Origin of the sequence: Aquabacterium sp. (assembly GCF_035476535.1) — a bacterium.
In the GTDB taxonomy this organism is placed as follows: domain Bacteria; phylum Pseudomonadota; class Gammaproteobacteria; order Burkholderiales; family Burkholderiaceae_C; genus Pseudaquabacterium.
Map to the genome: position 1 here is coordinate 18,295 of NZ_DATILJ010000251.1, position 13,561 is coordinate 31,855.

Annotated in this window: 13 protein-coding genes; 10 read left to right on the forward strand and 3 right to left on the reverse strand. The window is 67.0% G+C overall.

Annotated elements, in window-relative coordinates:
* Positions 1 to 2 precede the first annotated feature (2 nt).
* Both ybeY and VLK61_RS24680 read right to left on the reverse strand, forming a co-directional pair.
* Positions 3 to 443 carry an rRNA maturation RNase YbeY gene (gene ybeY / locus VLK61_RS24675; RefSeq protein ID WP_325424959.1) on the reverse strand — a complete coding sequence of 147 codons (441 nt, stop codon included), beginning with the start codon at positions 441 to 443 and terminating at the stop codon, positions 3 to 5.
* Positions 440 to 1,393 (reverse strand): PhoH family protein, encoded by a 954-nt coding sequence (locus tag VLK61_RS24680; protein ID WP_325424961.1) that lies wholly within the window; start codon positions 1,391 to 1,393, stop codon positions 440 to 442. The genes ybeY and VLK61_RS24680 overlap by 4 nt, the downstream gene beginning before the upstream one ends.
* 95 nt (positions 1,394 to 1,488) lie before the next feature.
* On the opposite strand from VLK61_RS24680, the gene VLK61_RS24685 reads away from it, so the two are divergent.
* Genes VLK61_RS24685 through ruvB form a run of 4 tightly spaced genes read left to right on the forward strand, consistent with a single transcriptional unit; the run spans position 1,489 to position 5,791 of the window.
* Positions 1,489 to 3,423 carry a sensor histidine kinase gene (locus VLK61_RS24685; RefSeq protein WP_325424963.1) on the forward strand — a complete coding sequence of 645 codons (1,935 nt, stop codon included), beginning with the start codon at positions 1,489 to 1,491 and terminating at the stop codon, positions 3,421 to 3,423.
* Positions 3,424 to 3,464: 41 nt separating this feature from the next.
* Positions 3,465 to 4,112 carry a response regulator transcription factor gene (locus VLK61_RS24690; protein ID WP_325424965.1) on the forward strand — a complete coding sequence of 216 codons (648 nt, stop codon included), beginning with the start codon at positions 3,465 to 3,467 and terminating at the stop codon, positions 4,110 to 4,112.
* A gap of 12 nt (positions 4,113 to 4,124) precedes the next feature.
* A complete protein-coding gene (ruvA, locus tag VLK61_RS24695) occupies positions 4,125 to 4,700 on the forward strand; it encodes a Holliday junction branch migration protein RuvA (protein WP_325424967.1) in 576 nt (191 codons plus the stop codon).
* Positions 4,701 to 4,726: 26 nt separating this feature from the next.
* Complete coding sequence (gene ruvB / locus VLK61_RS24700; protein WP_325424969.1) at positions 4,727 to 5,791, forward strand: Holliday junction branch migration DNA helicase RuvB; 1,065 nt, start codon at positions 4,727 to 4,729, stop codon at positions 5,789 to 5,791.
* Position 5,792: 1 nt separating this feature from the next.
* Here ruvB and VLK61_RS24705 read toward each other — a convergent pair whose 3' ends face one another.
* Positions 5,793 to 6,902: a sterol desaturase family protein gene (locus VLK61_RS24705; protein ID WP_325424971.1), complete on the reverse strand. Its 1,110-nt coding sequence runs from the start codon at positions 6,900 to 6,902 to the stop codon at positions 5,793 to 5,795.
* 342 nt (positions 6,903 to 7,244) lie between these two features.
* On the opposite strand from VLK61_RS24705, the gene VLK61_RS24710 reads away from it, so the two are divergent.
* Genes VLK61_RS24710 through VLK61_RS24735 form a run of 6 tightly spaced genes read left to right on the forward strand, consistent with a single transcriptional unit; the run spans position 7,245 to position 13,537 of the window.
* Entirely contained in the window at positions 7,245 to 7,676 is a 432-nt protein-coding gene (locus VLK61_RS24710; protein ID WP_325424973.1) for a type IV pilin protein, read from the forward strand.
* Positions 7,664 to 8,140 (forward strand): pilus assembly FimT family protein, encoded by a 477-nt coding sequence (locus tag VLK61_RS24715; RefSeq protein ID WP_325424975.1) that lies wholly within the window; start codon positions 7,664 to 7,666, stop codon positions 8,138 to 8,140. The genes VLK61_RS24710 and VLK61_RS24715 overlap by 13 nt, the downstream gene beginning before the upstream one ends.
* On the forward strand, positions 8,137 to 8,583 hold the full coding sequence (locus tag VLK61_RS24720) for a pilus assembly protein PilV (RefSeq protein ID WP_325424977.1): 447 nt from the start codon (positions 8,137 to 8,139) through the stop codon (positions 8,581 to 8,583). Before VLK61_RS24715 ends, VLK61_RS24720 begins: the two co-directional genes overlap by 4 nt.
* Before the next feature lie 6 nt (positions 8,584 to 8,589).
* Positions 8,590 to 9,678, forward strand: coding sequence for a PilW family protein (locus VLK61_RS24725; protein ID WP_325424979.1), 1,089 nt, complete (start codon positions 8,590 to 8,592; stop codon positions 9,676 to 9,678).
* Between the two features lie 13 nt (positions 9,679 to 9,691).
* A complete protein-coding gene (locus tag VLK61_RS24730) occupies positions 9,692 to 10,240 on the forward strand; it encodes a pilus assembly PilX family protein (protein WP_325424981.1) in 549 nt (182 codons plus the stop codon).
* A gap of 36 nt (positions 10,241 to 10,276) precedes the next feature.
* Positions 10,277 to 13,537: a pilus assembly protein gene (locus tag VLK61_RS24735; RefSeq protein WP_325424983.1), complete on the forward strand. Its 3,261-nt coding sequence runs from the start codon at positions 10,277 to 10,279 to the stop codon at positions 13,535 to 13,537.
* The last annotated feature ends 24 nt before the right edge of the window (positions 13,538 to 13,561 follow it).

Sequence of the window (13,561 nt, forward strand, 5' to 3'; positions counted from 1 at the left end):
CATTAGCGCGCATAAGGGTCGTGCAGGCCCAAGGCGGCCATCAGCTCGGTTTCGCGCGCCTCCATGCAGGCCGCCTCGTCGTCCTGCTCATGGTCATAGCCCTGGGCATGCAGCGCGCCATGGATCAGCAAATGCGCATAGTGAGCGGCCAAGTCCACGCCCAGCTCGCGCGCCTCGGCCTCGACCACCGGCGCGGCGAGCACCAGGTCGGCGACGATCACCGGCTCGTGCTGGTAGTCGAAGGTCAGCACATTGGTCGCGTAGTCCTTGCTGCGGTATTCGCGGTTCAGTGCACGGCCTTCCTCGGCATCCACGATGCGCACCGTCAGTTCGGCCGGACCTTCGAGCGCGGCACGCAGCCAGCGCTGCACGCGGTGGCGCGGCAATTGCGCCCGGTGGCGTGCATCGGCGAACTGCAACGACAGGCGCAACTCCCGTTTCACGACGGCTTCTTTGCCCTGTCATAGGCCTCGACGATGCGCGCCACCAGCGGGTGGCGCACCACATCGGCCGACGTGAACTGTGTGAACGCGATGCCGCGCACGCCGTCGAGCACGCGCTCGGCATCGACCAGGCCGCTGGTGCTGCCGCGCGGCAGGTCGACCTGGCTGACATCGCCGGTGATCACCGCGCGTGAACCGAAGCCGATGCGCGTGAGGAACATCTTCATCTGCTCGGGCGTGGTGTTCTGCGCTTCGTCGAGGATCACGAAGGCATGGTTCAGCGTGCGGCCGCGCATGAAGGCCAGCGGCGCGATCTCCAGCGCACCGCGCTCGAAGGCGGCCGTCACGCGGTCGAAGCCCATCAGGTCGTACAGCGCGTCGTACAGCGGCCGCAGGTAGGGGTCGACCTTCTGCGCCAGGTCGCCGGGCAGGAAGCCCAGGCGTTCACCGGCCTCGACGGCCGGGCGCGTCAGCACGATGCGCTGCACGCTGCTGCGCTCCAGCGCATCGACCGCGCAGGCCACCGCCAGGTAGGTCTTGCCGGTGCCAGCCGGACCGATGCCGAAGGTGATGTCGTGACCCAGGATGTGCTGCAGGTAGTGCAGTTGGTTCGGCGTGCGGCCGCGCAGGTCGGCGCGGCGGGTGTGCAGCACGATGTCGTGGCCACCGTGCAGCGCGGCGGCATCGGCGCCCGTCGTGCTGCGCGCCTCGACCAGCGCCAGCTGCAGCGCTTCGGCCGGAATCGGCCGCGCGGCGCGCTGGTACAGCGACTTCAGCAACTCGATCGCGCGCTCACCCGCCGCGCGCTCGCCGTCGACCGTGAAGCTGGCTTCGCGGCGGCTGATGCGCACGTCGAGGCCGATCTCGATGGTGCGCAGGTGCTCGTCGAGCGCGCCGCAGAGGTGGGACAGGCGCGGGTTGTCGACCGGATCGAAGGTATGGCGAAGCATTCGGTGGGCACAGGGCCGGAAAGTACGGGCAGGCGCGAATTGTCCAACGATACCGGGCCCGGCGCGCAAGATCGCTTCCGGCAGAATCGCCGGCCATGCCCGTGCTGCCCGTGCCGCCCGATTGCACCTTGCCGATGCGCCCGCAGCCCGAGACAGCGGGCAGGGTGCAGCGCATTCGGCAGGCCTGGCGTCAACTGCTGTTGGCGCTGATGGTCCTGCTGCTGTGCACACCTGCCGCCCAGGCGCAGACACTGGTGTTCCTGCAAGCGCTCACCACCACGGCCCAACCCGGCTCGGCCGTCGACTGGGCCCAGGCGCGCCTGCTGCCCTTGCCGGACGATTGGTCGATCTCGCGGCCGCATCACAGCGGTGTCGTCACCTACCGCCTGAACTTCGACGTCGAGAGCGCGGCCGGCGGCGGCACGCTGTACGCGCTGTACATCGAGCGGGCCTGCAGCGCGCTGGACGTGGTGGTCAACGGTCAGCTGGCCTACCGCGGCGGCCGCATGAGCGAGCCGGTGTCGCGCAATTGCCAGCAGCCGCAGCTGGTGCCGATACCAGCGGGCATGCTGGTGGCCAAGGGCAACGCCATCGATCTGCTGGTGCGCGGCTTTTCACTCGCGGAAGTGGGCTCGGCGCAGCGCGCCGGCGGGCTGTCGCGCGTCGAGTTGGGACCCCACGACGTGCTGGCGCAGCGCCACCAGTGGCGCATGGCGTTTGCAATCCGGCTGCCCGAGATCGTCAGCGGCACGCTGGTGCTGATGGGCAGCTTCATGTTCGTGATGGGCTGGCTGAACCGCAAGCAGAGCTACCTGGCCTACTTCGGCGCGCTGATGCTGGGCTGGGCGCTGGTGCTGTCGCGCTTGTGGCTGACCGACCTGCCCTGGTCCCACCGCAGCAGCGAGCTGCTGCTGGCCGGGCTGATGAGCCTGATCACGCTGGCCGCGGTGCAGTTCCTGATGCGTTATGCCGATCGCCGCTTCCGCTGGCTGGACATCGGCTTGCCGCTGCAATGCGTGGTGATGGGCGCCAGCCTGCTGGCCGCCGGCCCGCAACGCCTGCATGGCACGACGTCGGCCTGGTTCACGCTGCTGTCGCTGGAAATCACCGCCGCGGCCGCGTTCTACCTCGTCGACAGCCACCGCCGCCGGCCGCGCCAGCTGTGGCTGATGGGGCCCTTGCTGGCCGTTGTCGGCGTGGCGCTGGCCACCGAGTTCCTGGCGCTGCAGGCGCAGGCCGATGCACGCATCGGCTTCATCGCCCAGCTCGTGCCTTCGCTGGTGTTCCTGGCGCTGGGCCTGCGCCTGGTGCAGCAGTACGGCCGCGCGCTGGAGTCGGCCGAGCAGGGTCGCGCGGAGTTGGAGATACGCATCCGCGAGGCCACCGCGCAGATCGAGCGCAACTTCGCCCAGCTGTCGGAGTTGAAGGTCGAGCAGGTCACCGAACGGGAGCGCAAGCGCATTGCCGCCGACCTGCACGACGACCTGGGCGCGAAGCTGCTGACCATCGTGCACACCAGCAACGACGAGCGCATCTCGACCCTCGCGCGCGAGGCGCTGGAAGAGATGCGGCTGTCGGTGCGCGGCCTCACCGGCAAGCCGGTGCGGCTGTCCGACGCGCTGGGTGACTGGCGCGCCGAGGTCATCTCGCGACTGGCGCAATCCGGTGTCGAAGGCGAATGGAGTTCACCGCCCGACGACGACGTGACCGGCACCTTGTCGGCGCGGGCTTTCGTGCAAACCACACGCATCCTGCGCGAAGCGGTCAGCAACATCATCAAGCACAGCGGTGCGTCGCATTGCTCGGTGCGCTGCGGCATTGCCGAGGGCGACTTCCAGCTGGTGATCCAGGACAACGGCAACGGCATTCCGCTGGAACTCGACGGCAAGCTCGACAAGGGCCACGGCATGGCCAGCATGAAGAGTCGCGCGAAACAGTTGCAGGGTCAGTGCCTGGTTGAATCAGGCCCAGGCTACGGAACCGTGATACGCCTCACGCTACCGCTCGATCGACACGTCACAGCAGCGTAAGTGACTGCTACGATGGCCCGAACCGGAGTTTTGCCATCGCCATGAACAACATCCTGCTGCTCGAAGACCTGCACGAGATACGGGCGTGGCTGAAGAGCCTGGTCATGCAGGTGTTCCCCCAAGCCCACATCACCGAATGCTCACGCGTGCATGACGCGTTAGCCCATGTCTCGGCGATGCGCTTCGACCTGGCGCTGATCGACCTCGGCCTGCCCGACGGCAGCGGTACCGACGTGGTCGCCTCGCTGCGCGATGTGCAGCCCGATGCGCAATCGGTGGTGGTGACCATCCATGACGACGACGAGCACCTGTTCCCGGCGCTGCAAGCCGGCGCCTACGGCTACATCCTGAAAGAGCAGTCGCGCGAACTGATCACCGAGCAGCTGCAGCGCATCAGCCAGGGTGAGCCGCCGCTGTCGCCGTCGATCGCGCGCAAGGTCATCAAGTACTTTGCCTCCCAGCCCAAGCCGCCGGTGTCGACGATGCCCGAGGTGTCCTTGACCGAACGCGAAAGCGAAGTGCTGCTGCGCGTGGCCAAGGGCTACACGCTGCCCGAGATCGGTGTGCAGCTGGGCCTGTCACGCCACACGATCGCTGACTACGTCAAGCAGATCTACCGCAAGCTCAACGTCAGTTCGCGTGCCGAGGCCGCGCTGGAAGCACAGCGCCTGGGGCTGTTCCGGCGCTGATAATCGCCGGCCATGATCGGTCGGCTCACAGGCGTTATCGCGGAAAAATCGCCCCCGCAGGTGCTCATCGACGTGGGCGGTGTCGGCTATGAAGTCGATGTGCCGATGTCGAGCTTTTACAACCTGCCGCCGCTTGGGGAGCGCACGACGCTGCTGACGCACTTTGTCGTGCGCGAGGACGCGCAGCTGCTCTACGGCTTCCTGACGCACGAAGAACGAGCCACCTTCCGGCAGCTGATCAAGATCTCCGGCGTCGGGCCGCGCACGGCGCTGTCGATCCTGTCGGGCCTGTCGGTCAGCGAGCTGAGCCAGGCAGTCACGCAGCAGCAGGCCGGCCGGCTGGTCAAGGTGCCAGGCATCGGCAAGAAAACCGCCGAGCGGCTGCTGCTCGAACTCAAGGGCAAGCTCGGCCCCGACCTCGGCGCTCCCGGCGCGACGGTGGCCAGTGACGCGCAAGCCGACATCGTGCAAGCGCTGATGGCACTGGGCTACAACGAGCGCGAAGCCGCTGCGGCATTGAAGGCCTTGCCGCCCGACGTGGGCGTGAGCGAAGGCATCAAGCTGGCGCTGAAAGCCCTGTCGCGCTGAGCGGTTCTGGGTGGACAATCCGCTGTATGGGCATACAGACCGACGATTTCGCCAGCGCACCATCCTTACCGCGCGTAGTGGCCGCTGCTCGGCAGTCGCCACAGGAAGAAGCGCTGGAACGTGCACTGCGGCCCAAGCTGCTGCAGGAGTACGTGGGCCAGGTGAAGGCGCGTGAACAGCTGGAGATCTTCATCGGCGCCGCCCGCAAGCGCGAGGAGGCGATGGACCATGTGCTGCTGTTCGGCCCACCGGGGCTGGGCAAGACCACGCTGAGCCACATCATCGCCGCCGAACTCGGCGTGAACCTGCGCCAGACCTCGGGGCCGGTGCTGGAAAAGCCCAAGGACCTGGCCGCCATCCTGACCAATCTCGAGAAGAACGACGTGCTGTTCATCGACGAGATCCACCGCCTGTCGCCGGTGGTCGAGGAAATCCTCTACCCGGCGCTGGAGGACTACCAGATCGACATCATGATCGGCGAAGGCCCGGCCGCGCGCTCGATCAAGCTGGATCTGCAGCCCTTCACGCTGGTCGGTGCCACCACGCGCGCGGGCATGCTGACCAACCCGCTGCGCGACCGCTTCGGCATCGTCGCGCGGCTGGAGTTCTACACGCCGGCCGAGCTGGGCACCATCGTCAAGCGCTCGGCCGGCCTGCTGAAGGTGACGATCCAGGCCGAAGGCGCCTTCGAGATCGCCCGCCGCTCGCGCGGCACGCCGCGCATCGCCAACCGCCTGCTGCGCCGCGTGCGCGACTATGCCGAGGTCAAGGCCGACGGCGTGATCACGCGCGACATCGCCGACAAGGCGCTGAAGATGCTGGACGTCGACCCAGAAGGCTTCGACCTGATGGACCGCAAGCTGCTCGAAGCCGTGGTGCACCGCTTCGACGGCGGCCCGGTGGGGCTGGACAACGTGGCCGCGGCGATCGGCGAAGAGTCCGGCACGATCGAGGACGTGATCGAGCCGTACTTGATCATGCAGGGCTTCCTGCAGCGCACACCGCGCGGGCGCATTGCCACGCTGGCGGCGTACCGACACCTGGGGGTGGCACCGCCCCAGGCTGCCACGGGCAGCCTGTTCGGTGATTGAGTCAGCCGGCGGCGGCTCGTTCGGCGACTGACGCCCGACGCGCGCGGCCCCGGCCCGCGCCCAGCCACCCCAGCACGCTCAGGGCCGCGACGATGCCGGCCGCACCGAGCAACACGGCCATCAGCGACAGCGTGTGCGCATTCCACAGCAGCAGCACGGTGGCTGCCAGCACCCCCGCGAAGACCACCAGCGCGGCAGCCTGCTCGAGCGGACCGGTGGGTGGATCGAAGCGCCGCACCTGATGGATGTCGAAAGCCGGCTTCGGGAAACGCGCCGCCACATCGGCCGGACGCCAGCCGGGCGGCTTGAAGCACACGCGCAGCTTGTCGGCCCAGCGGCCGGCGAACCAGGCGTCCCGTGCCAGCGCCGCGTACACCTCCAGGTTGGCCCACAGCGGGTTGAAGCTGCGCAGCGGCGAGCGGGTGCCGTAGACACAGGGCTCGCCGTCACGCTCTTCGGTGAAGCTGCCGAACAGCCGATCCCAGAGCACCAGGATGCCGCCGTAGTTCTTGTCGACATAGGCATCGTTCACGGCATGGTGCACGCGGTGATTGGACGGTGAGCAGAACCAGCGATCGAACCAGCCGAGCTTGCCGATCTGCTGCGTGTGCACCCAGTACTGGTACAGCAGGTCGACCAGCGCCACCACGGCAAACACCAGCGGCGGAAAGCCCAGCACGGCCATCGGCAGGTAGAACAGCCAGTCGGCCAGCCAGCCGGTGGAGGTTTGCCGCAAGGCAGTGGACAGGTTGTAGTCCTCGCTCTGGTGGTGCACCACATGAGCGGCCCAGCCGATGGCCATGCGGTGGCCGAAGCGGTGCTTCCAGTAATAGAGCAGATCGTAGAGCAGCAGCGCCGCCACCCAGACCCAGACCGACGTGGCCGGCAGCTGGACCCAGGCGACGCTGGCGAACACCGCCGTGTACAGGCCGATGTTCAGCAGCTTCGTGAACAGCGCCACCACCTGGCTCAGCATGCCCAGGCCGATGCTCGCCATCGCGTCATGCAGGCGATAGGTGTTGCGGCCGCGCGCCAGCCCCACCAGCAGCTCGACGGCGATCAGCGCCAGGAACACCGGCGTGGCCAGAACGATGATTTGCGCGTCTTTCATGGCTGTCTTGCTTGGACTGCAGAAGGCGGGCCGGCCCGAGACTGATGGCAGGGCGAGTGCCTGCGTCGCCGTGCCGCAGCCGGGCCGTGCGGGTCAGGATAGGCAGGGCCACAGACGCTGTCAACGCGGGCCGCCGCGGATCGCAAATGGCCACTCGACGCCACTCGGGTGCGCCAGACCTACCGTCCGTCGGGCGGGATACATCTGATTTCCAGTGCGGCCTCAAGCGGCGCAAGCAAGTTGCCGATGCCGCTCCTAGAAACCGGTTCAAGCGCCCGCCACAGTGCAAGAACTCACCAATGTCGCCATGGACAGCTGGCGATCAGGACGAGGAACCAGAAGATGTCTGCATACCGCCAGCGCGGCTTCACGCTCGTGGAACTCATGATCGCCGTGGCGATCGTGGCGATCCTGGCTTCAATCGCCCTGCCCTCCTACCGGGCCTACGTGATGCGCTCGCGCGTTCCAGCCGCCTTCGACGCACTGAGCTCCTACTCCTCGCGCATGGAGCAGACCTACCAGGACACCGGGCGCTACGACACGGCCGCGAGCGCGGGGGTCTGTCTGCCCACGCTGCCAACCGCCAGCAACTTCACGCTCAGTTGCGCCACGGCCAATGCCGGCCAGACCTATCTGGTGACGGCCACCGGTACGGGTTCGATGGTCGGCTATGCCTACACGCTCACCAACACCGGCACGCGCGCCACCACGGCACACCCCAACGGCGCGAACGCGACGTGCTGGAGCCTGAAAGGCACGTCATGCGACAGCTGAACACCCGTCGAGGCGTGACCCTCATCGAGTTGATGGTGGGGCTGGTCATCATGGCCGTGCTGACGGGCATGGCGGCACCGTTCTTCGGCGACTACATCACCAATTCGCGGCTGCGCGAGGGCGGCAATGCCTTGATGGCAGAAGCCCTCTATGCACAGAGCGAGGCGCTCAAGCGCAACGGCGTGGTGCGCCTGTCGATCACGGGGACGGCCACGCAGGTGATCGACATGACCCAGACCGTACCGGCGACCTTGCGCACCCGCACATTCACGCAAGGCCTCGCTGCGGACGCGCTGAACATCGACTTCGGCAGTGATGGCATGACCCGGCCACGCGGCACCGATGTCGTGGCGGACATGAGCATCGCCGGCGTGACCTGCTCCAGTGAACAGCGCTGCCCACGCCTGCGCATTGACGCCGGTGGCGCCATCCTGCTGTGCGGCAACAAGCTGAGCTGCCCATGAACACACTGCATTTGCGCCAACGAGGCGTGGGGCTTTTCGACGGCATCGCCGCGCTGGCCGTGCTGGGCTTCGGGCTGCTGTCGCTGACCGGGTTCCAGGGCCGACTGGTCGCACAGTCCACCGAGGCCCAGCACCGCCTGGTGGCCTCGCAATTGGCCGATGAGTTGCTGAACACGGCCCTGATCGACAGCGCCGGCAACACCGTCTGCTATGTCCTGCCGGCGCCCGGCGGCTGCTCCGCGGCAAGCGCTGCCGCGCTGGCCTACACGGCGGATTGGCGGGCCCGCGTGCTGGCCTCAGGTCTGCCCAACGTGGTGGACCCGACCGTGGCCACCGCGGCCTCAGGCCGGCTGACCGTGACCCTGAGCTGGCGGTGGACCTCCAAGGACGGCACGACGCCAGCCGAAACCCGCACCCACACCGTGATCAGCGACCCCCGCTGACCCGCCATGAACACACTCATCGCCCCTCCCCGCGCGAACGCACACACGGCACGCGGCCTGTCGATCATCGAACTGATGGTCGGCCTGGTGGTCGGCCTGCTGGTCAGCCTGGCCGCTGTCAGCAGCGCCCAGTACTTCACGGCGGCGCAGCGCCAGGGCATCGGTGTCGGCGGCGGCGCCGCCAACACGGCATCGGCACTGGCATCGATCAAGAACGACGTGGCGAATGGCGGCCTCGGCTTCTTCGGCAACCTCGGCTACCTGTGTACCAAGCTGAATCTCAGCGTGAATGCCTCGGTTGTCGCCGACAACGCCAACTTCGCGCCGGTACAGGTCACCCGCGTCGGCAGCAACGACGTGCTGGACATCATGTACGGCAGCGACGTGGCGGCCGGCGCCGCGGTCAAGACCTCCGGCACATCGGACGGCAGCACCGTGACGCTGATGAACTACCTGCCGGTCACGCAAGGTCAGCAGGTGCTGCTGGCCTCGCCGAACGTCGGCACGCCATGCCTGCTGCGAACGGTGACCGCAACGCCGGCGGCCCCGACCGTGGATGTGAAGGAATCGCTGACCTTCAATGCCGGCGGCCAGTACAACCAGGGCATCTTCACGGTCAACCCGACCTACCCGGAGAGTTCGCTGGTCACGCTCATCGGCACACCGCAATGGAACCGCTACAGCGTCAACGGCGGCACCCTGCAGATGACCCGGGTGCTCGACGGCACCACCTCGACGCTGCTGCGCAATGTGCTGGCCTTCCACGTCGAATACGGCGTCTCGGCGGCGGCCACGGTCGCGACGGACGGCAGCCGCAGCCCGCTGGTGCTGCCGTGGCAGAAGGCCACGGCCGCCGACTGGGCCTCGATCGACCAGACCAACATCCTGCGCATCAAGGCCGTGCGCATCGGCATCGTCATGCGCAGCGCGCAGCGCGAGAAGGTCAACAAGGAAACCAACCAATGCGAGGCTTCGACCTCCAAGCCGACGCTGTTCGGCGACGAGATCGAACCCGATGTCGCGGACTGGCGCTGCTACCGCTATCGCACGCAGATCGTCATCGCCCCGCTGCGCAACATCATCTACGGCTTGTGAGGCGAGCGACATCATGAAGCGAATCCCCTTGCGCTCGCAACGCGGCATGACCATGCTGATGGTGCTGATCCTGATGACGGTGATGCTGTTGGGCGCGCTGGCGCTGGCACGCATGACCGAGGCCAGCTACCTGATCACCGGCAATGTGGCCAGCAAGGACGCCTCGGTGCACGCTGCCGAAGTGGGCTGGAACACCGCCTTCACCGCCGTGAAGGCACTTGCCAGCGAGAACGACGACAACGGTGGGTGGTATTTCGCCACCACGCAGCCTGTCGATGCCAACGGCATCCCCGCCATCAACTGGGATGGCACGCCCACGGTGGCCGGCGGAGTCGAGCGCTATACGGTGAATTACGCGGTGGATCGCTTGTGCACGATCGGCGAGATCACCGTGGCGTCGCGTGAATGCCTGGTCAAGCTGGCATCCACGACCGATGCCGAGGACATGAGCGCCAACCCGCTGGACTACCAGCCCAAGAACTCGCGCCAGTTCCGCATCACCGTGCGTGTCACCGATCAGCGCGGCACGCAGACCTGGACGCAGGCCCTGGTCAACCGCTGATCGCCGCACGACACCTTTCCCTTCCGGAGCAAGCCCATGAGAGCCGCCTCACAGATCACCGTTTCCGTGCTCGCGCTGGCAGGCCTGTTGTTCCAGGTCACCTCGCATGCCGCCACCACCAATCTGGCAGAGCAACCGCTGAAGGCCTCGGTGCTGGCCAAGCCGACCGTCTTGTTCGGCATGGACGACTCGGGCTCGATGGATGGCGAGATCGTGATCGACGGCACCGACAACGGCTTCTTCTGGGGCAATACCGCCGACGCAACGCTGTACCCGAGCGGTGCATTCCGGGTCGGTACGCTGAACGACTCGACCAACCTGGCCTTCGCCTACCTGTTTCCGAACGGCGTTGCCGCGGGCAGCCGCATGCTCGCCGACACCACGCTGCGCGGCATTCCACCTACCACGCAAATGGCGTGGCTGCGCTCGAGCGACTACAACCCGCTCTACTACGATTCGACGAAGATCTATGCAGCCTGGTCGCCGGCCTACCTGTCGGGCGCCAGCGTCAGCTATTCGAACGCATCGACCACCGCGGCCAAGTCCCATCCGGTGCTCGGCTCGGGCACGATCAATCTGACGGCCGACCTGGCCAGCACCACCAGCGGCTGGAAGTTCAGTTTCGCGCCCGGCATGATCGTTCCGACCGGCGCCACCAGCACCGGTTGCACCACCGGCAGCGTGGGCACCTTGCCGTACACGGTGACCACGACGAACAAGACCTGCACCGCCACGGTGAGCTACTACCCGGCCACCTTCTGGAAAAAGGAAAGCTGCACCATCGACGGCAGCACCTGCGTGGCCGCGTGGGACGGCAGCACGATCAAGCGCTACGAAATCAAGTCAGGCAACAGCTTCCCCTCGGGCCGCGTCTATGCCGACGAGATCCAGAACTTCGCGAACTGGTTCACCTACTACCGCAAGCGCCGCCTGATGCTGGCCGCCGCGATGGGCGCCACGCTGGAGGACATGACCGGCCTGCGCATGGGCGTGGTGGCATTCAATTCCAATTCCAACCCGAGCGTCTACGATGCCGACAGCACCGTGGCCTCGAGCAACAGCCGCGCGGTCGCCGGCATCTTCTATCTGAACGAGCGTGGCGGCGGCACGCCGACCCACACCACGTACTCCTACATCTACGACCGATTCAAGAACAACACCAACCTGGTCCAGTACGCCTGCCAGCGCAATGCGGCCTTCATCCTGACCGACGGTTTCGCCAACGACACGGCCACGGCGGCACCGAGCTACACGCAGGCCACCTACGGTGCGGCAGCGCCTTACCAGACCATCACCAGCAGCTCGCTGGCCGACAAGGCCCTGGCCTATTTCACGCTGCAACTGCGCAGCGACCTGAGCGCCGGCAAGGTGCCGGCCGGCTCCACCGAGGTCACCAACCCGGACACCAACACCAACCTGCACCTGAACACCTATGGCTTGACCATGGGCATCAAGGGCAGCTTGTGGCCAGCGCGCACCGATGCGTTCTCGTCGCCGGCACCGACCTGGCCCACGCCGGTCAGCGACAAGGCCAGCATGGTCGATGACCTCTGGCACGCCACGGTCAACGGCCGCGGCCAGATGTACTACGGAACCGACGTCACGACCACGGCGCAGGGCATCAAGGCGGGACTGCTCGACATCAAGAGCCAGGTCGGCGCGCAGAGCGCGGTGGCGGTGAGCACGATCAACCTGCTGGCCGGCGATGGCCAGGCCTACCTGGCCAGCTACGACCCGGCCGGCTGGGTGGGCGACCTGACGGCCAATGCCGTCAACCGCACCACTGGCGTCATCAGCACCACCGCCCTCTGGTCGGCGAACGACTTGCTCGAGGCCCGCGACTGGTCCACCCGCGTGGTCTTCACCTCCGACGGCAGCAACGGCCTGGGCTTCACCGCCGGCAACATCGGCAGCACGGTCAATCCCAGCAGCGCCACCTACACCGACGCCGGCGTGGTCGACTACCTGCGCGGCAACCGCAGCGGCGAGGGCAGCACCTACCGCAAGCGCAGCAGCCTGATGGGCTCGGTCATCAATGCCGAACCGGTGGTGGACAGCAGCAGCGGCGTGGTCTACGTCGCATCGGGCGAGGGCATGCTGCACGCCTTCAATACCAGCGACGGGGCCGAGCAGTGGGCCTTCGTGCCCTACGCCGGCCTGTCGGCGATAGGCACCACGGTCGATCGTGCCTATTCGTTCAAGACCAAGCTCGATGCCACACCCGCGCTGGGCCGCTACACCGACACCGCCCGCATGCTCGCCGGCGGCATGGGGGCGGCCGGGCGCAGCTACTACGCGCTGGACGTCACGAGCCCGAAGTCCTTGACCGAAACCCAGGCCGCGGCCCAGGTGAAGTGGACCTTCCCCTCGCCCGCGCAAAGCAGCTACGCGGCCAAGGTGGAGTACACCGTGGGCAAGCCCTTGATCATCAAGTCGACGACCCACGGTTACGTCGTGCTGGTGACCTCCGGCTACGACAACGGTGCGAGCATTGGCGACGGCAAGGGCCGCATGTGGATGCTGAACGCCGCCACCGGCGCGGTGATCACCGAGTTCACGAGCACCGCGGGAGCCGTGGGCGCCGAAAGCGGGCTGGCACAGCTGAATGCCTATCGCGAGGACGATGGCACGGTGCGTTATGTCTACGGCGGCGACCTGTTGGGCAATGTCTGGAAGTTCGATCTCACCAGCGGCACCACGACCCTGCTCGCGGTGCTGAAGAATGCATCGAACGACGCGCAACCGGTGACCACCGCGCCTCAGCTGACGCGGATCGGCGGCAAGGCCGTGATCATCGTCGGCACCGGCCGGCTGCTGGACAGCACCGACTTCGGCGGCACGTCGATCCAGAGCGTCTACGCCTTCACCGAAGGCACGGCGATGTCGAATGTGCGCTCTTCCACCACCGCCTTGACGCTGAACACCGGCTCGGGCGCGGTCACCGGCACGGTGGACTGGGCTACCTCGCGCGGCTGGCACCTCGATCTGCCGGCCGGGCAGCAGGTCAACGTCGATCCCAAGTTCGTGCTGGGCCGGCTGTTCTTCAACACCAACGTGGGCGGCGGCAGCAACTGCTCGCAGTCGTCGTACGGCTATGTCGTCAACGTCAAGAGCGGCGCAGGGACTTACGAGGTGTTGTCGAGCACGGCCAACGTGGCCCACCCGCTGCTCGTCCAGACCGGCGACAACCTGATCCGCGAGAACCGCTTCAACGACGGTACCAACGTCACCGATGACAAGACCGATCTGACACCCATCGCCGCCCGCAAGAACGCCTGGCGGGCCATCTCGCGCTGAGCGGCGGCCGGCGAACCGCGCCCA

What these genes read in the sequence shown, in the direction of transcription:
- VLK61_RS24680 (WP_325424961.1), bottom strand. Translation starts at nt 1,393, where the DNA reads ATGCTTCGCCATACCTTCGATCCGGTCGACAACCCGCGCCTGTCCCAC.
- VLK61_RS24685 (WP_325424963.1), top strand. Translation starts at nt 1,489, where the DNA reads ATGCCCGTGCTGCCCGTGCCGCCCGATTGCACCTTGCCGATGCGCCCG.
- VLK61_RS24690 (WP_325424965.1), top strand. Translation starts at nt 3,465, where the DNA reads ATGAACAACATCCTGCTGCTCGAAGACCTGCACGAGATACGGGCGTGG.
- ruvA (WP_325424967.1), top strand. Translation starts at nt 4,125, where the DNA reads ATGATCGGTCGGCTCACAGGCGTTATCGCGGAAAAATCGCCCCCGCAG.
- ruvB (WP_325424969.1), top strand. Translation starts at nt 4,727, where the DNA reads ATGGGCATACAGACCGACGATTTCGCCAGCGCACCATCCTTACCGCGC.
- VLK61_RS24705 (WP_325424971.1), bottom strand. Translation starts at nt 6,902, where the DNA reads ATGAAAGACGCGCAAATCATCGTTCTGGCCACGCCGGTGTTCCTGGCG.
- VLK61_RS24710 (WP_325424973.1), top strand. Translation starts at nt 7,245, where the DNA reads ATGTCTGCATACCGCCAGCGCGGCTTCACGCTCGTGGAACTCATGATC.
- VLK61_RS24715 (WP_325424975.1), top strand. Translation starts at nt 7,664, where the DNA reads ATGCGACAGCTGAACACCCGTCGAGGCGTGACCCTCATCGAGTTGATG.
- VLK61_RS24720 (WP_325424977.1), top strand. Translation starts at nt 8,137, where the DNA reads ATGAACACACTGCATTTGCGCCAACGAGGCGTGGGGCTTTTCGACGGC.
- VLK61_RS24725 (WP_325424979.1), top strand. Translation starts at nt 8,590, where the DNA reads ATGAACACACTCATCGCCCCTCCCCGCGCGAACGCACACACGGCACGC.
- VLK61_RS24730 (WP_325424981.1), top strand. Translation starts at nt 9,692, where the DNA reads ATGAAGCGAATCCCCTTGCGCTCGCAACGCGGCATGACCATGCTGATG.
- VLK61_RS24735 (WP_325424983.1), top strand. Translation starts at nt 10,277, where the DNA reads ATGAGAGCCGCCTCACAGATCACCGTTTCCGTGCTCGCGCTGGCAGGC.